Genomic DNA, 20,188 nt, shown 5'->3' with positions numbered 1-20,188 from the left:
TCATGCGTGAGAATGCCGATTTTATGCATAAAATATGCGAAATTGGTAATTTTAACTATACGCTAAGGAAAGGAGGATCATGGATTTGAACGATAAAATCACCCCTTTTCAACTGTCCACCTTGCTGGTTACGTTTATTGGCATCTCCAATCATGTCATCCTGACGCCCATTTTACTGGATATAGCGAATCGCGACGCATGGATTGCTGTCTTGGCGGCCATTATCCCCTCTTTACTACTTGGCTTGCTGTTTGTCTATATGTACAAACATATTCCTTCATCGTTGTCCACCTGGATGTTCGAGAAAGCGCCTACGTTAATTTGGCTCATATTCACACTCCTGTTCACCGTGTATTTTCTAGTTCAGGCAAGCATCAGCATACGGGATACGATTATGTGGTCCAACTCCTCCTACTTAACCTATACCCCGCAGTGGGTCGTTGGCCTGTGTCTCATTGGCATTAGTTATTTCACAGCCAGAAAAGGACTGGCAGCCATCGCCATTACCAATGGCATTCTGCTGCCTTGGATTATCGCGGCCGGATTGTACGTCATGACCGTGAACTTTCAATACAAGGACTACAATTACCTGTTTCCCATCTTCAAAAATTCAGCGCATGCGATCACGAAAGGGGCTTGGTACACGACCTCAGGTATTACGGAGATCTTCCTTGTGTTCTTCTTGAAGGACGAAGTGAAAGGGAAACTGTCACGACTCAACATGAGCCTTGTCGTGCTCATGTTGATTGAACTGACGTTCGGGCCATTAACTGGCGTAATCGCCATGTTTGGTCCTTTTGAAGCTACGCTGCTGCGATACCCAGCCTATGAGCAGTGGCGGATGGCCGCCATCGGAAGCATGCTGAGCCAAACGGACTTTTTGTCCATTTATCAATGGCTGGCAGGCGCCTTTATCCGAATCTCATTGGGGATCTACATCATACACACACTGTGGGTGAAGAGGTGGAAACATCCCGAGATTTTGTTCATTGTGATCTCATTGATCCTCCTTGTGGTCAATCTGCTTAAACTTTCGGATGTGGATTTTCACAATCAAGTGAGAAACTACTACACAAGTGCCAGTATACTTTGTGGTGTCATTACGATCGTGATCTTAATTTGCATCTGGACAGGAAAGAACAAGAAGGCGGTGCAGCGAAATGGTTAACATCAGCGAAAGCGATATCCGGCTTTTATTCGAGGACTGCGGCGATGTTACCTTCGAGAGGAACGGCAGTTTTCTCTTCGTCTTCTGCCAAGGGCTGTCAAGCCGTGAGCAAATCAATGAAATCAGTACATACGGCGCAGATCTTTGGAGGCAGCACCCCGTTACACTTACAACACACTGGAAGAACGAACTCTCCTCTTCTATTTTTAACGGCGACTTGTTCCTTTACGATCTGGAAACGGCAAACAGTTACGTACAATACGTCTCGGACCCACCACAAAGAACGACGGAAGAGTCCGTTACGGAAACGTCTACGAAGGGCGCTCGCGACGGATTTACCGAGAGTATCGAGACTAATTTGGCGCTGATCCGCAAAAGATTGGCTACCCCGACACTCAAAGTAGAATCCTTTACAATCGGAGTTCGAAGCCAGACCGCGATAAAATTGCTTTTCATCCAGGATATTGCGAACAAACAGGCTGTCGATGAGGCAAGGGCAAGATTGCGGAAAATTCATATCGATGCGCTCGTTACGAGCTCGCAGCTAGAGGAAGCTATATCGGATCGTTCTTATTCGGTGATACCCCTTATCGACAATACCGGACGACCGGATTTTGCCGCAGAGTGTCTGATTAGCGGCCGTTTTGTCATTTTGCTTAACAACTCACCGCTAGCGATTATCGCGCCTATTACGCTTACATCGCTCATTAACTCACCGGAAGATGGCTATTTCCGGGCGGTGATCAGCTCCTTTCAACGGTTGATCCGATTCTTCGGCTGGTATTTGGCACTGTTCCTGCCCGCTTTCTACATTGCGTTGATCGGCTTTAATTTCGAGCAGGTTCCGCTTCCTTTATTAGCTACGATCGCATCGAATCGGATCGGACTTCCGCTTTCACTTCCATTCGAAGCGATAACGGTGCTCATCTTATTTGAGCTGTTTAAGGAAGCGGGACAACGACTTCCCAAATCGGTAGGGCCAACCGTAACCGTCGTCGGCGGTATCATCGTAGGCGACGCCGCCATACGTGCCGGCATTACGTCTCCTACCGTTACCGTTGTGGTTGCAACTACGGTGATAGCCGGCTACACGCTGGTAAACCCGACGCTAAGCGGCATCGTGTCTATTGTTCGCATCGCTATTATGATCATCTCCTCTGTTCTCGGTATGTTCGGCTTCTTCATGTCCATTTTCTTCGTCGTCTCCTATATGTCCGATCTCAAATCATTCGGTATCCCGTACCTCTCTCCGATTTCACCGCCATCGCGGGCAGATATCTTAGGAGCGCTGCTGAAGAAACCGGCCAAGACCATGACTAAGAGACCGCAGAACCTCCATTTACAGGACGATACGAGGATGAAGGATGGAAAACCATGAACCGGATCTGGAAGGCGGTCTTGGTAAGCTGCCTCGTGTTATGCTTGTGCGGCTGCTGGGACGTAAAGAACATTCAATATTTTAATTTCGTCACTGTGATGGGAATTGATTACGTCGACGGCAAATATCAAGTCTATGCGCAAATCAATGACCTTACCACCATGGCAAAACAAGAAGGCGGCGGCCAAAACGCTAAACCGGTCGTGATCGGAAGAGGCGAAGGCGAGAGCATCGGGATGGCGGTGTTCGATCTACAGAAAGAAAGCCAAATGCGAATGGATTGGACGCAGAATAAAGCGTTTATATTCAGTGATCGCCTACTTGCCAGGGGAATTTTCGATATCCATGACGAATTGATGCGAACACGCGATCAACGTTATACCCCTTGGGTGTTTGCAACCAACGAAGATCTGGCGGAGATTCTTACGACGATGCCGATCACCGGCAGCTCGTATGTATCCACGCTGTATTATCAGCCGAATTTGTTATTTAAGCAGCTGCAATCTTCCTTTGAGCCCATTCAATATCAGAAACTCATCCGATCTACAAGGGAACCCTTCGAGACGACTTTGGTCGACCACATAAAACTTTCAAAAAATTGGAAAAAAGGCAGTAAGGCGTTCACATTGCCTATCGTGGATGGACTAGTCGCACTTAAGTACGGAAAGAGCGAGGCTCGATTCAGCCGCGAAGAAGCAACCGGAATGAAATGGTTAAAGAAAAACACCAGGCGCGGCCTTCTTCCTATTAAAGACGAGCAAGGTAATTTCGTTGGAACCGCTAACCTTAAAAGCCTTAAGGTGAAGAAAAAGCCTGCTTATAAGGATGGTAAACGAATCGTAAGACTAAACATCAGCATGGACGCGGGTCTACGGGAGCAGGAGAAAGGCTTCACCCTAATTGAAATAAATAAACTGCTCGAGAAGAGCCTATATGACGAAATTATGAAAACCTATGAAGTAGGCAGGAAACGCTCTACGGATATCTACTCCTTGAACGAGGTATGGTATCGCAAAGGCCTTGCCGTAAACGAAGACATTCCGGGGATTGAGCTGCAAGTCAAAGTGAAGCTGATGGCTACGGGGATGCTTGAACTGCGGAAGTAGAATTGCCGGAAGTCAAGTCAGTTTACATTAGTCTTTTCTAATTGTTTTCTCATAATCGGGTTTATTCGCGATAGTTCATAGGTCTACCGCCTCATTGGAAAGTGGTGGTACAAAATGCTGTGCTATAGTGTTCCTAGGCAATCACAGCGGCCTGTACCCTACTACATTTCAGTGCAGGAGGAATTCAAAATGACTAACACACTAAATCATAAACGTTTAAATAAGAAACTACTGAGCCTTACATTAGGTTTATCCATTGCATTAGGCGGCGGCGGCATGCTCTTTACACCAAATACAACACATGCAGCGACAGCCAATTCATCGATCGTGGATGACATCATCGCAACAGGTAAACAATATCTAGGCGTGGAATACAAATTCGGCGCTAAAACAACAACGACATCTGTATTTGACTGTTCTTCTTTTGTTCAATACATCTTTAAGCAGCATGGCATCGATCTGCCGCGTTCGTCCAGACAACAAGCAAAAGTCGGTACGAAAGTAACAAAAGATCAGCTGCAGCCGGGTGATTTGGTGTTCTCGGATACCAATCACGATGGCGTCATCAATCACGTGAGTCTTTATATTGGCGATGACAAACTGCTGCAAACGTACCGTGTCGGTGTAGGCGTAACTATCTCTAAATTCTCAGGCAGCGCCTGGGATAAGACCTTTGTAACGGCACGTCATGTCATTGCAGGTGATAATACGGGGAATACCGGCAACAACGGCAACAGCGATAACGGTAATACTGATAATGGCTCCATTGATGATGGCAACACCGGAGACAATAGCAATAACAGTGGTCCTGTAGGTGATACGCAACCTGTGCAGTCTGATGATTCCGCAACACCAACGAAAACTTCCGGCAATTCGAATCACCATTACTGGAATCGATAATTAGCACAACTTCCCAACTTCCATATTCGATCGAACCATAGGCTGTCCCAAAAGTCCATGTACTGGCTTTTGGGGCAGCTTTTTCGACTTTACCAAAACATCCTAACGCTAACGAATCGTAGAAGCCTTATTTCAGCTGTATGATTGGATTTGAAATTCTTACGAATCGTACAGGTGTTATTTAGCTTCGAAATGCCTCTTTTCACTCCATTTCACCCGAATAAGGCCCGTAGGATTCGTTAGAATAATATAGAGGCTGTTTCCGTCAAAATAAGGCTAGTACGATTCGTTAGAATGTTAATCATCTGCGGCGAGCACCATTGACAATGCCATGATCAGATGCAAATTGCCAAGATGCGGCTTATCGCTGCCAGTGACACATGCGCCACAACAAAGAGGAGACTGCTTCCCACGCAGCCTCCCCACTATTAATCCCGATCGTACAATAACCCGCCTTTTGTCGTAGACGCACTTCCGTAAAATTCGGTATATACCTTCTCTGCATAAGCATCCGTCATCCCCGCGATGTAATCGGACACCATCCGCTCCCAAGACCATACATCCTTGAGCCGCTCGTAGCTTTCCAGCCAATCCGGCGGGATGATGAGCCGCCCTGAGTCCTGTACCTTGAAGCTGTCCCATAAACGCTTAATGATGATCTCGCTGCGTTTATGAAGCCGCTGAACGCGAAAATCCTTAATCAGCATCACCCACGCCAGCTTCTTCAAGATCTCCATCGTTCGCAGCAGTTCCATGTCCTGCACACCGTCGCGAACGAAGGTGACCCTTTTCCAGCCTGTTGCCGGATCATCAATGATTCCGACCCCGCTCACAAACTTCCTCACCCACCGCGCTTTCATCTCTCTGCGCGTACGCGATGGCTCCCTGCCGCATTCCACATAAATGCTTTCCCACTGCTCCAGATAATGATGCAGCGCCTGCTTCACCATCAGCTTCATATCAACCTGTTCCCAGTGCATGACTGCGTTACCGGGATCGTTGATGATTTCCTGCATGACGTTCGCGACGAGACGATCATCCTCGAACAAGCTGGGGTTCATTTGGATTTTCCCTGCCCGAATGCCATCCTCAATATCATGTGTCGAGTACGCAATATCGTCGCAGAGATCCATGAGCTGCGCCTCAAGTGTTGCGCAGCCATCCGGCATCCCCCAGGCGCTGCGAAGAGCCTTAATCCCTTCCCATTCCATGCTATATACACCCTTCAATCGACCGGGGTCGTCTAAGCAGAACGGGTATTTATTAATGGCGAGCAGCACGGCAGCTGTCAGATCGAGTCCGCTGTCACTTCCTGCACGCTTCTCCAGAAACATTAAGATCCGATAGTTCTGAGCGTTGCCTTCATATTTAAGGCCGCATTCTTCCATGAGCAGTTCATTGAGCACTTCTTCCCCTTTATGGCCAAAAGGAGGATGGCCCAAGTCATGGGCGAGCGATGCGCATTCCACTACCTCTGGGTCGAGCATTAGTCCCGGATGTTCCTTCTTCGCCAGGAACGAATAATTCTTCCCGAGCTTACGGGCCACTTCTCGCGCGATTTGCGATACTTCAAGCGAATGCGTCAGTCGCGTTCGGTAGTAGTCACCCGAGCCTGCTCCGAAAACTTGTGATTTGCCCTGCAGGCGACGAAATGCCGGAGATTGAATTAATCTGGCATAGTCTTTCTCATACTCATCCCGATCCTCGCTGGAGTGGATGTTCTCGAAATCAAATAACCGCATTTTACGTACGTTCATCTGCATTCGCCTCCGTTTCTCGCTGTCTTACCCTCATTCTATGTAGAATGTTGGCCAATAGCAAATAAAAAACCTCACAAGCTGACGTTCAGGGATAGAAGCCCTGACGTCAGAAGGTGAGGTTGATGTTTGTCTGCCGGAAGGATTAGCCTTCAAGCAGCAATGATTCTGGATCTTCGAGCAATTGCTTCACTGTAACGAGGAAGCGAACCGCTTCTGCACCATCTACGATACGGTGGTCATAGGAAAGTGCAATGTACATCATTGGACGGTTCTCCATGCGCACATCATCAATCGCCATAGGGCGAATTTGGATTTTGTGCATACCGAGAATACCGACTTGCGGTGCATTAAGAATTGGCGTGGACAGCAGCGAACCGAATACGCCGCCGTTTGTAATCGTGAACGTGCCGCCTTGCAGATCGTTCAATGCCAGTGTATTGGCACGAGCTTTACCTGCAAGTTCCGCGATTTGCTTCTCGATTTGAGCAAAGCTCAGACGATCCGCTTCACGCACGACCGGAACAACAAGGCCTTCTTTAGCAGATACTGCGATACCGATATCGTAGTACTGTTTAACAAGGATCTCGTCGCCTTGAATTTCCGCATTCAGCAGCGGATAAGCTTTGAGCGCGCCGATTACGGCTTTCGTGAAGAAGGACATGAAGCCAAGACCGATGTCATGCTTCTCTTTGAACGCGTCCTTCCGGCGTTTTCTAACTTCAAGAATCGCCGTCATGTCGACTTCGTTGAACGTAGTCAGCATTGCAGCCGTTTGCTGCGCTTCTACAAGGCGCTTCGCGATTGTAATACGGCGACGGGACATCTTACGGCGTTCCGCCGGTTTGCCCGGCTCAGCTGCAGGAGCAGACGCCGCAGGAGCTGCTTGTGCGCTAGGTACTGCAGCAGGAGCTTTCGCAGCCGTGTTATGCGCTTGGATATCTTCCTGACGGATACGGCCCATTGGATCTTGAGCTTGTACTTGCGTCAGATCAATGCCGCGCTCTCTTGCAAGCTTACGCGCTGCAGGCGTTGCAGAGAACACAGCGGCATTCGCATCAGAAGCAACCGGAGCCGGCGCTGCTGCCGGAGCAGCCACCGGAGCCGGTTCCGCAGCTGCCACAGGCGCTGCCGGCGTTGTTGCCGGCGCTACCGGCGCAGGCGCTGCCGCAGGGTCGCTGCTAGGCGACATTGGCTGAGGAGCCGCTGCACCGGAGCCGCTGCCGATCTTACCGATCGTTTCGCCTACCGCTACGGTATCGCCTTCGCCGCGAAGAAGCTGCTCGATAACGCCGGCTTGCTCCGCACTGATTTCAATGTTGACTTTATCCGTTTCCAGCTCAGCAAGCACATCGCCTACATTCACGCTGTCACCGGCTTTGACATGCCATTTAGAGATCGTGCCTTCTACGATCGATTCTCCCATTTCGGGTACTTTAATTTCACTCATGGCTGTTCTCCCCTTTAGTCGTCGTTGTTAGAGTACTGCGATTCAGCGCAACGGAAACGATACGTTGCTGCTCCATGTTGTGTACGTATTGGAATCCGCTTGCCGGGCTCGACCGTTTAGGACGACCGATGTAACGGACGGTTGTATTAGGTGTTACACGTGCGCGGATCCGCGGCTCGACATAGTTCCATGCACCCATGTTTTGCGGCTCCTCTTGCACCCACAGTACTTCTTTCACATTCGGATAACGGTTGATGATTTGTTCAATATCGGATTTCGGGAACGGATACAGCTGCTCCACGCGAACGATATGAACCCAGTTCCATTTATCCTCAGCTTGTCCATCCTTAAGCTCCAATGCGGCTTCCAGATCGATGGCCACTTTACCGGTACAGAAGATCAGACGCTCTACTTGTGCCGGCTGCTTGCCAAGACCCGGCTGCTCCAGTACCAGTCTGAACGAGCCATTGCTGAATTCAGCTGGGTCCGAAGCGACGCTAGGATTCCGGATCAAGCTCTTAGGCGACATCACGATCAGCGGACGCGCTTCGTCCGTATTGATAATCGCGGCTTGACGACGAAGCAAATGGAAGTATTGCGACGCTGACGTCAGGTTTACAATCGTCAGGTTATCTTCCGCTGCCAGAAGCAAGAAACGCTCAAGTCTCGCACTGGAATGCTCCGGACCTTGACCTTCATAGCCGTGAGGCAGCAACATGATCAGACCGGACTTCTGCGACCATTTCACACGGCCTGCCGTGATGAACTGGTCAATGATAACTTGCGCGCAGTTGGCAAAGTCGCCGTATTGTGCTTCCCAAATAACAAGTGTTTCCGGGGAGAACACGTTGTATCCATAATCAAACCCAAGAACGGAAGCTTCGGCAAGCGGACTGTTATGAACCGCGAAGGAAGCATTGGCTTGTGGCAGCTTGTGAAGCGGCGAGAACGTCGCATTCGTTTCTACATCGTGCAGCACAATGTTACGGAATGCGAAGGTTGCGCGCTCCGAATCTTGTCCGCTCAAGCGAATTGGCGTACCGTCGGATAGAATGGTTGCAAAAGCAAGCGTTTCGGCCAAGCCCCAATCCACCTTGCTGCCTTTCTCCAGCGCGTTAGCACGGCGCATCAGAATACGTTCAAGCTTATCGTGCACCTTGAAGCCATCCGGCCATTTAAGCAGCTCCTCATTAATCGCGCTGAGCTTCTTAAGCGGAACGGAAGTAACTACTTCTTTCTTGCGGCGTTTGCTCGTATCATCGATTTTCGGCTGCTTGAATGATTTATCGCTCGACTTCACTTCATCGAGTGCAGCTTGCAGCTTAGCAAGACCAGCTTGCCTAATAGCTGTAACTTGATCCTCAGACAATAACCCTTTCTCTTTCAGCTTCTCGCTGTAAATACGGCCGACTACCGGATGGTTGCGAAGCTTCTGATAAACAAGCGGTTGCGTTGTTTCCGGGTCGTCCGTCTCATTGTGACCGTAGCGGCGGTAGCCCACCATGTCGATCAGGAAGTCTTTGTGGAACTTCTGACGGTATTCACATGCCATCCGAACCGCAGCAATACACGCCTCCGGATCGTCGGCGCTAACATGTACGATTGGGATTTCGTATCCCTTTGCAAGGTCACTCGCATAATGCGTGGAACGCGAATCTTTGCTCTCGGTCGTGAAGCCGAGTTTATTGTTTACGATGATATGAATCGTTCCGCCGTTCTCATAACCCGCAAGCTTCTTGAAGTTAAGCGTCTCCGCAACGATACCTTCACCTGCGAATGCGGCGTCGCCGTGCATCAGAATCGCTGCTGCGCTGCCGAAATCAGGTGTTGGATAGCCGGCTTTGCTGCGATCATCTTGCGCTGCACGCGTGTAGCCTTCTACGATCGGATTGACGTATTCCAGGTGACTCGGATTGTTTGCCAGCGAGATACGTGTTTCAACGGTTTCGTTCTCCTTAAGCGATCGATGCGCGCCTAAGTGGTATTTCACGTCGCCGGTCCAGCCGATGTTGATGCCCATTGCGCCTTCCGATGGCAGCAAGTCCTTCTCTTTGTTTGGCGAATGATGGAATTCAGAGAAAATAGCTGTGTAGGGTTTGCCGAGAACATGAGTCAATACGTTCAAACGTCCACGGTGCGCCATACCCATCAGAATGTGACGAGCGCCGTCATGCGCGAGCTCACGGATGATCTCGTCGAGCATCGGCACAAGCGTATCCGTTCCTTCGATGGAGAAACGCTTCTGACCTACGAACGAGCGATGCAGGAAAGTCTCGAATTGCTCAACATCAATTAAGCGTCCAAGCAAAGCGATCCGTTCTTTGGCGCTCATCGGTTTGCTGGCCATGCCGATTTCAGCTTGGCGATGGAGCCAGATCCGCTCATCTTCCGCATGAATATGCCCGAATTCAAAACCGTACGACTTTGTATAAACTTCTTTCAAATGCGCGATAGCTTGGGCACCTGTACGAATCGTTTCCGGTGCTTCCTCCCAGATGAGAGAAGCCGGAATGGTGTCCAGATCTTCCGATGTAAGCTTAAATGTCATCGGCTCGAGCAGCTGCGTGTCCGGTGCGGCAGATAAACCGAGCGGATCATTGTCGGCTGCCAGATGACCGTAAGTACGGATATTCCGTACAAGCTTGCCGGCGTCAACGATTTTCTTCAAGAAAGCAGGATCAATCGATTTAATGCTATCAGAGCCTGAAACGCCGGATGCGAGCGGTGGATTCACCTTCACAATTCCCTTTGCCGATGTGGACGGCGGCGGTCCCCATTTCGCAAAGGAATCTCTGAATGCTGGCTCAACCGATTCAGGGTTCATCAGGAACTTCTCATACATTTCCTCGATATACCCTAAATTCGGGCCATAATAGAGTTCCCATGGCGACTTCTGACTATTATTCTCTGCTGTCATTACAGGCTACCTCCAACTATTTAGATGCGCTTATTTAATTAATTAACCCTTTGTACGTCCATCCATACATGATAGCAGAAACATCATAGTTGGGACAAATGAACAGGCAAAAGTCCATGGAATGTTCATATTTTGAGACTTCAATCCCCGTTGACAGAGAAAATGCATACTAACGACCGAGAAATGCAAGTAAATTAGCACCTAAATTCGACAAAAAAAAGAAGTCCCGAAGGACTTCTACTCTTTTTATAAGGTGGAACGTTCACCCAGCTCTTCTTCATCCTCGACTTGCTCGGAATCATCAATCGCTTCTTCCGCCGTTCCTCGCGCATTCAACATCAACATCGTGATCAAGGCAAAAGCAATCAAAGCCAAGAACGGAATGGTAACATATCCGCCAAACCAGTCGAGATAATCATCGCTGCACGGAACGCCGACAGTGCATGGAAGCATTTTGGCCAGAGCCGGAATTTGCTGTTCCGCATAATGATAGATGGAGATCAATCCGCCCAGTAGGGAAAGCGGCCAAATGTACGGGATCAGCTTGCGGTCGTTGCGGTAGCTCGCCATTCCGAGCAGCACCACAAGCGGGTACATGAATATTCGTTGATACCAGCATAAATTACATGGGATAAAGTGCATGATTTCGCTTAAATATAAACTGCTGCCCGTAGCGACAATCGATACGATCCACGCCAAGTAGAGCGCGTATTTGCTAAAGAACCCAAGTCTCGATGACGTTTGGATCATTTGCCCTCGTCGGCCAGCGCGTTGTCGATAGCCTTCTTAATACTTGGATAGTCACCGAATTCGCCTTTAAATTCTTCGCCGTTAATGAACAAGGTTGGCGTGGAATTAACGTTAGCGGCGATTGCAGTGTTCTTATGTTTGCTGACTTCAGAGGCATAGGTGCCTTCTTCGATATCCTTCTTCAATACATCCAGATCAACGTCGATCGCATTATCTTTGGCCAACTGAACCAGATATTCAGGAGTAGCCCAAAGTGTGTGCTCATCTTGCTGGTTCTTATAGAGAACATCGAAATATTTCCAGAAAGCGTCATTATTCTGATGGTAGACGGATTGTGCGGCCAGAGCGGCTGTCGTCGAATCATCTCCGATGAACGGGAAATTCATGAAGTAGATGGCAACCTTGCCCGACTCCACGTAATCTTTCTCGATCTGCGGCTTAATTTGCTGACTGAAGATTTGGCAGGACGGGCATTTATAATCGCCGAACTCGACAATTTTGACCGGTGCATCCGCTTTCCCCAGAATAGGCAGCTGTTCGTAATCAAATGCGGTCGGATCTGCCTTCGGCGTGAAAATCAGGGCCGCAATGATGCCCAGAATAACAACGATACCTGTTCCCCACATCAGCTTCTTCATAAATTTGCGCTGCTTCTCCAATTTCTCTTGCTCGGCTTTACGTTGACTCTTATACGTGGATTTCTTCATTGGCTGCGACATAATTGCTTCCCATCCTTTTCTATGAGCCTATTCTATTTAAATTGTAGAGAACGACATACTAGATGTCAATTCATTCAAACGCTTAGAACCTGCGGCTTAACGCCTGCCGGAAGAATGCGTTCTACCTGCTCCATTACCCGCGCATCTGCCAGTTCTTTGCCCATCATTGTAATCATCCCCGTATCCTCACGACCTCGAATTAAACGTCCCAAGCCCTGCTTTAACCGAAGCAGCATATGAGGCATGTCCACGGTTTCGAAGGGGTGCTCGGCATCTTTGCGTTTAGCTGTGAAAACAGGATCGTTCGGAGGATATGGAAGCGACCACATCAGCACATGCGACAGCGACGGGCCCGGAATATCAAGCCCTTCCCATAGTGTGACCGCACATAGGACACTGGCTTCATCACTCTGGAACGACTCGATGAGATGACTGATTTCAGCTGTTCCTTCGAATAGGAACCGGAAAGTTGCGTAGCCTGGAATCGAGGCGATATCCGTTTTGAACTGCAGCAATTCTTCCTTGGAAGGGAACAGGATAAGCGCTCGTCCTTCCGATTGCTGAAGCCGCTGCAGGGCAAGCTTGAGCTTGCCAGCCTGGCTGCTAATCGGCGCGACCGCTGCGCTCATCTGCGTCTCATAATCATAAGGCGACGCTACCGAGAAGGATAACGCCTTCTGGATACCCAGACTATCTGCGATATAATCAAACGAATCATTGACGGACATCGTAGCGGAAGAGAACACAATTGGCATGTGCTTCGAGAAGACACGCTCCTCCAGAATCTCCTTCACGAGCTTCGGCATAATGACAAGCGTAATGCCGTCCTGCTCTTCTTCGATCCAAGTGATCAACCCGCTTGGCTTCTTAAATAAATTCAGCGCCAGCTGAAGCATCTCGATATGCTCTTCCACAATGGTGAGCTGATACGCATCGATCGTGAACATCCCGCTTTCGAAGACAAGCTCCTCTTCAATCGCGGCAAGCACTGCCCCGAAGCGAGTAACTTCCTTCAACAACCGATCTGACATTATCACTTCACGTCGATCCGACGCCGCAATGGAACGGCTGCTGGAATCCAGCAGTCTGAAGAGATGCTCGCTCTGCTCGATGGCTTCATCGATCGTGACGGCAAGCGTCTCGCGGATTTCTCCTTGAAGCAGCCGCGTAATGATGGATTCAAATACGTTGTGCTTCAGTTTATAGGTGAGCGCCTTCTGTGCAGCAGTTTCCAGCAGATGGCCTTCGTCAAATACGACAGAGCTATGCTCAGGCAGAAGCGGAAGCTGTCCTTCGCGTTTACGTGCCTCGTACGTCCACACATGCTCCATATAGAAGTCATGGGAGCAGATGATGATGTCCGCTGCCTTACGGTAGTGCTCCCGCGAGAGCGTCTGACCGCAGCGGTGTCTCCTTGAGCAAACCAGGCAGTCCTGGAACACATCCCAGCCAACTGCTTTCCACTGATCGTCCGTCAAGTTCGGGTAATCCTTACGATTGCCATAGGGATGGAAGGCTTGCATCGTGCCCGGGTTATGGACGAAATCAGGCAATGCAGCATGCATGTCCCGATAAATCTCCGTATCCGTGAAGCCGCCTCTTGCATCTTCGAGCTTGTTCAAGCAAATATATTGATCCATCGATTTGCCCAGCCGCGCATCGATCGTCAAATCCAGATAACGGGCCAGCTTCGCGATATCGCCTTCCGGCTTCACCAGCTGCTCGATCAGCGATTCATCCGCACAGGCAATAATGGCCGGTTTTCGTGTATATCGTGCATAGTTAATGGCATAAAGCAAATAGACGAATGTTTTCCCCGTCCCTACGCCAGCCTCTGCAAAAATCGTTTGTTTCTCGCTATAAGCCCGTTCCAGCTGAAAAGCCATATAGATCTGCTCATCTCGGAGTTCAAATCCGGCTTCAGGCAGCCGTTCATAGAAGACATCCGCAATCCAATCGCTGGCTTGCTGGACGAAGGATTCTTTCGGGTCAAAGTCAAAAGGGTACTTGTTCACCAGTTTCAAAGCCTCCAGCATTACTCAATTTCGAACAACATTCAAACCGTAATCATATCATGTTTCCACTCAAAAAGGCTAATCCATCACGTGGATTAGCCTTGATGAAAGAATTGCCACTTAGCTTTACACGACATCGAATCCTTGATCTTCAATCAGTGTTTTGATGCGATCCAAGGAGATCGATTTCTCCTCATAATCGACCGTAACCCGGTTGCCGGGCAAATCAACCTTTGCTGCTACGCCGTTCTTCTTCAGCGCTCCCTCAATGCTGTTCACGCAATGCTGGCAGGACATGCCCTTCACTTGAATGGTAGTTGTCATTTGAAATCGCTCCTCTTAGTCAAAGTTATTTGCGGAATCGTTGAAGTCTTAAGGCGCTGAGCACGACTGATACCGAGCTCAGCGCCATCGCAGCCCCTGCCACCCAAGGGGCGAGCCAGCCGGCTGCGGCAATCGGGATCCCGACTGCATTATAGGCAAGAGCCCAGAATAAATTTTGCTTGATGTTGCTCATCGTTTTCCGGCTAAGCGCGATCGCCTCGGGAATGCTGCTTAAATCACCGCGCATCAGCGTAATATCGGCTGCCTCGATGGCAACGTCGGTTCCCGTCCCCATCGCCATCCCAATATCAGCGGTAGCCAGCGCCGGCGCATCGTTAATACCGTCGCCGATCATCGCGACTTTAAGTCCTCGCGCTTGAAGCTTCTTCACTTCCTCCGCCTTACCTTCCGGTAATACTTCGGCAAGGACAGTACGTATCCCTGCTTGTTCAGCGATTGCCCGCGCGGTAGAAGCGTTGTCCCCGGTAATCAGTACAACTTCCAGGCCAAGTGCCTGCAGCGCCTCGACTGCCACGCGAGAAGTCGGTTTGATACGGTCCGCAACCGCAAGGTAACCTGCGTACACGCCATCTACAGCTGCGAGAACAACCGTATTGCCCTCATTCTCCAGCTGTTCAACTTGCGTTTGATCCACAAACTCGACATGGTGCTGCGCAAGCAGGCGGCGAGTGCCGACAAGCAGCTCCTTTCCTTCGATGCGCGCCTCGATCCCGAAGCCGGGTATCGCGGAGAACGATTCCATGGCCGCTGCCTTCTCGAAGCCCTGCTCAAGAAGACCGGCGACAATCGCTTCGCCAAGCGGATGCTCGGAGCTGCTCTCGGCTGTAAGAACGAGTCGGAGCACCTCTTCTTCTTGAAAACCGGGCTCGATCTGATAACGCGTCAGCTTCGGCTTCCCTTCCGTCACGGTTCCCGTCTTATCGAGCAGCACGGCGTCTATGAGATGCGCACGTTCAAGGTGTTCTCCGCCTTTGAACAAGATGCCCAGCTCGGCCGCTCGGCCTGAGCCTGCCATAATCGAGGTCGGCGTCGCAAGACCAAGTGCACAAGGGCAGGCAATCACGAGTACCGCAATCGCTTTGCGCAGCGCCTCCGGGAATGCCCCGGGCTCAAGTGCAAAGTACCATACCAGAAATGTCGCCGCAGCGATTCCGATGACAATAGGCACGAAAATGCCTGAAATAACATCCGCGATTCGCTGAATCGGCGCCTTCGAACCCTGCGCCTCCTCAACAATTCGGATAATCGAAGCCAGTACGGTCTCTTTGCCTACCTTCGTAGCTTGCATGACCAATGCGCCGTTTCCGTTAATCGTAGCCCCGATAAGCGGATCGCCTGTCTGCTTCTGAACAGGGAAACTCTCGCCGGTAAGCATCGACTCATCGACGGACGAGCTGCCTTCTAAAACAACTCCATCGACCGGGATCTTCTCCCCAGGCTTAACGGCGACGAAATCACCGGGCTGCACCTCTTCAATCGGCAGACGAACCTCTATTCCTTCTCGCAAAACGACAGCTTGCTTTGGCGCCAGCCCGATCAACGCGCTAATCGCTTGTGAGGAACGGCCCTTGGCCAGCGCCTCGAGCAGCTTGCCAAGAAGCAGGAAGGTGATGAGCAGCGCGCTCGTTTCATAGTACAGTTCAACCTTATGCATGCCTTGCACCAGGGATTCCAGCGTCTGGGCCAAACTGTAGAAATAAGCCGCAGATGTGCCGATCGCAACTAACACGTCCATATTGGCGCTTCTACCGCGCAATGCCTTATAGGCACCAATATAGAACGGAGCTCCTATTACAAATTGAACCGGTGTTGCCAAGACTAGCTGCAGCCAAGGATTCATCAACCAGGCCGGAATGTGTAGAAATGATGCAAAAGCGAAGTGATCCGCCATGGCTAACAGCAGCGGCAAGGAGAGCAGCGCTGAAATAAGCAATCGCAGCTTCAGCTGCTTCAATCCGGATTCTCGTTGTTCGCCGAGCTGCGACATTTCTTTATGTAGCTCAGCATGAAACCCTAACTGATCGACTTTGCTCATCACATCGCCAACAGCGATGACAGCTTCATTATATTCCACACGAGCGGTTTCCATCGTCAAATTCACGCTGGCACTCGTGACGCCTTCAAGTCTCGACAGCCCCTTCTCGATTCGAGAAGCGCAAGAAGCGCATGTCATACCGCTAATCTGAAGCGTAGTCTTCTGAATCGCCACTATAGATCCATTCCTTTCTTCGATCTATATACCTCCGGAGGGTATATCCTCATAATCATTTTACCATACCCCATGGGGGTATTACAAGAGGTGTAAAAAAGACCGCACAGCCTGCATTTTCGGTCTGTCGGCCTATTATTTCATCAGCTTGTTCATGGTCACAAGCAGTTCCTTTACGACTTCATGATCACCCTGCTGGATGCGTTCGATTACGCAGCTGTTCATATGATGTTCGAGCAGCAGCTTCCCGACGCCATTCAAGGCCGACTGTGCGGCAGCGATCTGATTGAGCACATCATCGCAATACGTATCCTTCTCAATAAGTCCCTTCAACCCGCGAATTTGCCCTTCGATCCGGTTCAAACGCGTAATCAGGCTGTTCTTAATTTCATCGGCATGTGCACTGCGCCGAACTGAACCGGCGTGATCGTGGCAATGCTCTTGTTTTTGCTCTTGCTCGCTATGGTTCATCCCGCAATCCCCCTCTTCATACCAATTACTATATCATACCTCCAGGGGGTATAACAAACTTCGTTCGTGCATGCAACGATTCGGTCGACTAACCCTGGTACAGAAACACGGCTGCAAGCACAAATATACCAAGCCCGAATACGAGCGGATGCAGAATCGGCGTCTGCTTACTGTCTCCCTTCGCTTCCGTGGTCGCCTCTCGTGATTCTTCCCGGATTAGCTGTAAAACAACCAGATGAATGAATACATACAACACATCGACGAAAAGCACCATCATCGCAGCATGTTTGCCCATCATGACGCCAAGCATCGCACCCATCATGCCTCCCATTATTCCGGCAAGCATGCCGTCAAGCGCAGCCATCGTACTAACCGGCTTCCCTGCCAGGTAACCGCAGACAAGCCCAAGGAGCACGGAGGCTGCAGTCGGGAACGTCAAATCTTTGGGATATAAAACGCCTGCGATCGTACCAATGGAGACGCTTGTCATCATCCCAATCGTCATGGCAATCATCATTCCTGCCATGCAGCTTAGGAACGAACTTCTACTATATGTACGGATTATCGACCAGATGGACATGCCTGCAACCCCAACAATGCTACCGAAATAGAAGTAATTCATCGATCGAACGCCCCTTTGTCACCTCATCATTCCATGATAGTATTCGGTGTCGCATGTCAATATTCATTCGATGAAGAATTTCTAATGCATTTCTCATAGTTCGGCTGAAACCCTTGTCATTCCTTGTGAATCCGCTTTCCAAGTAAATGTTGGGATTTTATTATGTGCTATAGTGTTTTTAGGTCATTTGTCCCATGCGAACATGAACCATGGGAACTACATCACAGGGGGAACTTTAATCATGAACACTAAAATCAGCAAATTTATTATGAGTATCACATTAAGCTTCTCTTTGCTGGCAGGCGGTACAGTAGCACTGCAAGCTACACCGGCTCACGCAACTTCAGCTGCGAAAGCAAGCAGCATTATCAGCACCGCCAAAAAATATCTCGGCACACCTTATAAATATGGCGTCTCCACGTCAACAACTCGCTACTTCGATTGCTCTTCTTTCACCAAATATGTGTTTAAGAAGCATGGTACTACGCTGCCGCGTACGTCCAAGAGCCAATCCAAAGTCGGTACTTATGTAAGCAAAAGCAATCTGAAGCCAGGCGACTTGGTATTCTTCTATAAACCGATTCACCATGTCGGCATCTACATCGGTAACGGCAAAATGATTCATACCTATGGCAAGCCGGGCGTCATGATCTCAAGCATCAAATCCGGTTGGTGGAGCGATCACTACGCTACAGCACGCCGCGTATCCTAGTCTAGTAACGAATGAAAAGGGAAGAAGCGCTCATAGCTGAGTGTTTCTTCCCTTTTTGAGTTTCGTATGCAGCAAGCTTAATCCGGGCACCTTAACATAATAGCGCGGCTTCGCGACACCGATTAACTGCGAGCTGTAAATGCCGTTATGTCCGGAGAACATATAGCTGACTATACAAGCTAGAAGCATATAGCCGGCTCCGGAAGTACCGAAGAGCTCTAATCCTAGCACGGCACAAGCCAGCGGTGCATTGGCCGCTCCGCTGAATACCGCAATCAAGCCAAGTCCGGCCAGAAAGGCGACACTTAAATGCAAGAGTGGCGCGAGCGCATTACCGAGTGCGGCACCGATAACAAACAGCGGCGTAACCTCTCCACCCAAATATCCGGTACCGAGTGTGACGACCGTAAAGATCGTTTTCCATAAGAATGCGGAAGCCGGCACTTGCTCCTGAAAGGATTGTACCAGAAGCGGCAAGCTTAACCCCAGGTATTCACGGGTATTAACGGCAAAAACTAACCCAATAATGAGCAAACCACCGACAAAAGCTCTAATCCAGCCAAGTGGAACCCATCTTGAGGCAATTCGTTTCACGAAATGAATCGCGGTTGTAAACAAGAGACTCATCCAACCGAACAAGATGGATGCGATCAGCACCTTCAGCAGAACAATCCAGCTAAATGAAGGTATACCTCTGCCCATACTATATGCAATATGATGAATCCCCCAAGCCAGCGTTGTATAGTCGGCAACAAATGCTGCAATGAGACAGGGCAGGATCGCGTTATACGAGATTTTCCTGCCCAAGATGACCACTTCAAGCGCAAAGACCGTACCTGCCCAAGGCGTCCCGAATACAGCTCCGAATCCGGCACTTATTCCACCTAACAGCAGGATTCGTCTGTCTGCTGCACTAACCTTAAACATCCTTCCGAACCAGTCGGCGATACTGCCGCCCATCTGAACGGCTGTCCCTTCACGGCCGGCTGAGCCGCCAAATAAATGGGTGATCCACGTACCGAGCAATATGAGCGGAGCCATGCGAATCGGAACTCGTTCATAGAGGCCCAGCTGTAAGTCGCTCCGTCGTATTTGCTCAATTATGAGATTATTACCCTTAGCGGTGTTCGCCCCATACTTCACAAATAAGTAGCTCATTCCAGCTCCAGCGATTGGCAGAAGCAGCAGCATCCAAGAAAAGGAATTCTGAAGATAAGTTGCATATTCCAGTCCGGCCAGAAACAAAGCGGCAGCCGAACCGACGGCAATCCCGGTTAACAGGCTGTACATCATCCACATGAAATTCTTACGCACGATCGTCATCGTTATCGTCAGCCCTTACATCCTATTTGCTCCCTATCATAGCCGCTTCACAGCTACACAGGCAATAAACTTCTGCAGCCAGGGTATAAAAGGCATGCCAAAACGACCATCCTAAATGAGAACGGAGGTGAGTTCAGATGGCGAAAGATGTACTTTGCGAAGTTAATTCCTGCAAGCATTGGGCTGCAGGCAACCATTGCAACGCTTCTTCCATTTATGTGGTGAGTAACCGCGGGAAACAAGCGAACAATTCCGAAGAGACGGATTGCAAAACCTTTGAAGCAAAAATCTAAGGTAAGTTCTTGGTTTGTTTAATAAAACAGGATAAAACAGCAACGAGCCGCCT

Annotated in this window: 17 protein-coding genes; 6 read left to right on the top strand and 11 right to left on the bottom strand. The window is 49.7% G+C overall.

Translation table 11 applies throughout. The annotated features are described in order from the left end of the window. The first annotated feature begins 85 nt into the window (after window positions 1-85). From AC50Y3_RS03670 to AC50Y3_RS03655, 4 genes are all read left to right on the top strand, one after another. On the top strand, window positions 86-1,168 hold the full coding sequence (locus AC50Y3_RS03670) for a GerAB/ArcD/ProY family transporter (RefSeq protein ID WP_494817385.1): 1,083 nt from the start codon (window positions 86-88) through the stop codon (window positions 1,166-1,168). Next, a complete protein-coding gene (locus AC50Y3_RS03665) occupies window positions 1,161-2,546 on the top strand; it encodes a spore germination protein (protein ID WP_494817384.1) in 1,386 nt (461 codons plus the stop codon). The genes AC50Y3_RS03670 and AC50Y3_RS03665 overlap by 8 nt, the downstream gene beginning before the upstream one ends. Continuing rightward, entirely contained in the window at window positions 2,543-3,652 is a 1,110-nt protein-coding gene (locus AC50Y3_RS03660; protein WP_494817383.1) for a Ger(x)C family spore germination protein, read from the top strand. Before AC50Y3_RS03665 ends, AC50Y3_RS03660 begins: the two co-directional genes overlap by 4 nt. Window positions 3,653-3,841: 189 nt before the next feature. Further along, a complete protein-coding gene (locus tag AC50Y3_RS03655; protein ID WP_494817382.1) occupies window positions 3,842-4,552 on the top strand; it encodes a C40 family peptidase in 711 nt (236 codons plus the stop codon). Window positions 4,553-4,980: 428 nt separating this feature from the next. On the opposite strand, the gene AC50Y3_RS03650 is transcribed toward AC50Y3_RS03655, so the two are convergent. From AC50Y3_RS03650 to AC50Y3_RS03605, 10 genes are all read right to left on the bottom strand, one after another. Beyond that, window positions 4,981-6,309 carry a deoxyguanosinetriphosphate triphosphohydrolase family protein gene (locus tag AC50Y3_RS03650; RefSeq protein ID WP_494817381.1) on the bottom strand — a complete coding sequence of 443 codons (1,329 nt, stop codon included), beginning with the start codon at window positions 6,307-6,309 and terminating at the stop codon, window positions 4,981-4,983. 145 nt (window positions 6,310-6,454) lie between these two features. Beyond that, window positions 6,455-7,759 carry a 2-oxoglutarate dehydrogenase complex dihydrolipoyllysine-residue succinyltransferase gene (odhB, locus tag AC50Y3_RS03645; RefSeq protein WP_494817380.1) on the bottom strand — a complete coding sequence of 435 codons (1,305 nt, stop codon included), beginning with the start codon at window positions 7,757-7,759 and terminating at the stop codon, window positions 6,455-6,457. Further along, window positions 7,752-10,676 (bottom strand): 2-oxoglutarate dehydrogenase E1 component, encoded by a 2,925-nt coding sequence (locus AC50Y3_RS03640; RefSeq protein ID WP_494817379.1) that lies wholly within the window; start codon window positions 10,674-10,676, stop codon window positions 7,752-7,754. The genes odhB and AC50Y3_RS03640 overlap by 8 nt, the downstream gene beginning before the upstream one ends. Window positions 10,677-10,922: 246 nt before the next feature. After that, window positions 10,923-11,426: a disulfide oxidoreductase gene (locus tag AC50Y3_RS03635; protein ID WP_494817378.1), complete on the bottom strand. Its 504-nt coding sequence runs from the start codon at window positions 11,424-11,426 to the stop codon at window positions 10,923-10,925. Then, window positions 11,423-12,145, bottom strand: coding sequence for a DsbA family protein (locus AC50Y3_RS03630; RefSeq protein WP_494817377.1), 723 nt, complete (start codon window positions 12,143-12,145; stop codon window positions 11,423-11,425). The genes AC50Y3_RS03635 and AC50Y3_RS03630 overlap by 4 nt, the downstream gene beginning before the upstream one ends. Before the next feature lie 74 nt (window positions 12,146-12,219). Next, the gene (locus tag AC50Y3_RS03625; protein WP_494817376.1) at window positions 12,220-14,160 is read right to left on the bottom strand and encodes an ATP-dependent DNA helicase; all 1,941 of its coding nucleotides are present in this window, start codon (window positions 14,158-14,160) and stop codon (window positions 12,220-12,222) included. 126 nt (window positions 14,161-14,286) lie between these two features. Next, window positions 14,287-14,484: a cation transporter gene (locus AC50Y3_RS03620; protein ID WP_475780663.1), complete on the bottom strand. Its 198-nt coding sequence runs from the start codon at window positions 14,482-14,484 to the stop codon at window positions 14,287-14,289. A 25-nt stretch (window positions 14,485-14,509) separates the two neighbouring features. Further along, window positions 14,510-16,738: a heavy metal translocating P-type ATPase gene (locus AC50Y3_RS03615; RefSeq protein ID WP_494817783.1), complete on the bottom strand. Its 2,229-nt coding sequence runs from the start codon at window positions 16,736-16,738 to the stop codon at window positions 14,510-14,512. 111 nt (window positions 16,739-16,849) lie between these two features. Further along, a complete protein-coding gene (locus AC50Y3_RS03610; RefSeq protein WP_494817375.1) occupies window positions 16,850-17,185 on the bottom strand; it encodes a metal-sensitive transcriptional regulator in 336 nt (111 codons plus the stop codon). Window positions 17,186-17,273: 88 nt separating this feature from the next. After that, a complete protein-coding gene (locus AC50Y3_RS03605; RefSeq protein ID WP_494817374.1) occupies window positions 17,274-17,807 on the bottom strand; it encodes a hypothetical protein in 534 nt (177 codons plus the stop codon). 241 nt (window positions 17,808-18,048) lie between these two features. On the opposite strand from AC50Y3_RS03605, the gene AC50Y3_RS03600 reads away from it, so the two are divergent. Beyond that, a complete protein-coding gene (locus AC50Y3_RS03600; RefSeq protein ID WP_494817373.1) occupies window positions 18,049-18,519 on the top strand; it encodes a C40 family peptidase in 471 nt (156 codons plus the stop codon). Window positions 18,520-18,549: 30 nt separating this feature from the next. On the opposite strand, the gene AC50Y3_RS03595 is transcribed toward AC50Y3_RS03600, so the two are convergent. Beyond that, window positions 18,550-19,842: a voltage-gated chloride channel family protein gene (locus AC50Y3_RS03595; RefSeq protein ID WP_494817372.1), complete on the bottom strand. Its 1,293-nt coding sequence runs from the start codon at window positions 19,840-19,842 to the stop codon at window positions 18,550-18,552. 137 nt (window positions 19,843-19,979) lie between these two features. Between AC50Y3_RS03595 and AC50Y3_RS03590 the strand changes: the two genes are divergently transcribed. Then, the gene (locus AC50Y3_RS03590; protein WP_090983801.1) at window positions 19,980-20,135 is read left to right on the top strand and encodes a DUF1540 domain-containing protein; all 156 of its coding nucleotides are present in this window, start codon (window positions 19,980-19,982) and stop codon (window positions 20,133-20,135) included. Window positions 20,136-20,188 lie beyond the last annotated feature (53 nt).

This window comes from Paenibacillus sp. J22R98 (genome assembly GCF_059383835.1).
The sequence above is the reverse complement of the archived record's forward strand: the minus strand, read 5'-3'. Positions and strand labels throughout refer to the sequence as shown.

Excerpts from the sequence above, each read along its gene's own strand:
- AC50Y3_RS03665 (WP_494817384.1), top strand. The coding sequence starts at position 1,161 with ATGGTTAACATCAGCGAAAGCGATATCCGGCTTTTATTCGAGGACTGC.
- AC50Y3_RS03660 (WP_494817383.1), top strand. The coding sequence starts at position 2,543 with ATGAACCGGATCTGGAAGGCGGTCTTGGTAAGCTGCCTCGTGTTATGC.
- AC50Y3_RS03655 (WP_494817382.1), top strand. The coding sequence starts at position 3,842 with ATGACTAACACACTAAATCATAAACGTTTAAATAAGAAACTACTGAGC.
- AC50Y3_RS03650 (WP_494817381.1), bottom strand. The coding sequence starts at position 6,309 with ATGAACGTACGTAAAATGCGGTTATTTGATTTCGAGAACATCCACTCC.
- odhB (WP_494817380.1), bottom strand. The coding sequence starts at position 7,759 with ATGAGTGAAATTAAAGTACCCGAAATGGGAGAATCGATCGTAGAAGGC.
- AC50Y3_RS03640 (WP_494817379.1), bottom strand. The coding sequence starts at position 10,676 with ATGACAGCAGAGAATAATAGTCAGAAGTCGCCATGGGAACTCTATTAT.
- AC50Y3_RS03635 (WP_494817378.1), bottom strand. The coding sequence starts at position 11,426 with ATGATCCAAACGTCATCGAGACTTGGGTTCTTTAGCAAATACGCGCTC.
- AC50Y3_RS03630 (WP_494817377.1), bottom strand. The coding sequence starts at position 12,145 with ATGTCGCAGCCAATGAAGAAATCCACGTATAAGAGTCAACGTAAAGCC.
- AC50Y3_RS03620 (WP_475780663.1), bottom strand. The coding sequence starts at position 14,484 with ATGACAACTACCATTCAAGTGAAGGGCATGTCCTGCCAGCATTGCGTG.
- AC50Y3_RS03610 (WP_494817375.1), bottom strand. The coding sequence starts at position 17,185 with ATGAACCATAGCGAGCAAGAGCAAAAACAAGAGCATTGCCACGATCAC.
- AC50Y3_RS03605 (WP_494817374.1), bottom strand. The coding sequence starts at position 17,807 with ATGAATTACTTCTATTTCGGTAGCATTGTTGGGGTTGCAGGCATGTCC.
- AC50Y3_RS03600 (WP_494817373.1), top strand. The coding sequence starts at position 18,049 with ATGAACACTAAAATCAGCAAATTTATTATGAGTATCACATTAAGCTTC.
- AC50Y3_RS03595 (WP_494817372.1), bottom strand. The coding sequence starts at position 19,842 with ATGACGATCGTGCGTAAGAATTTCATGTGGATGATGTACAGCCTGTTA.
- AC50Y3_RS03590 (WP_090983801.1), top strand. The coding sequence starts at position 19,980 with ATGGCGAAAGATGTACTTTGCGAAGTTAATTCCTGCAAGCATTGGGCT.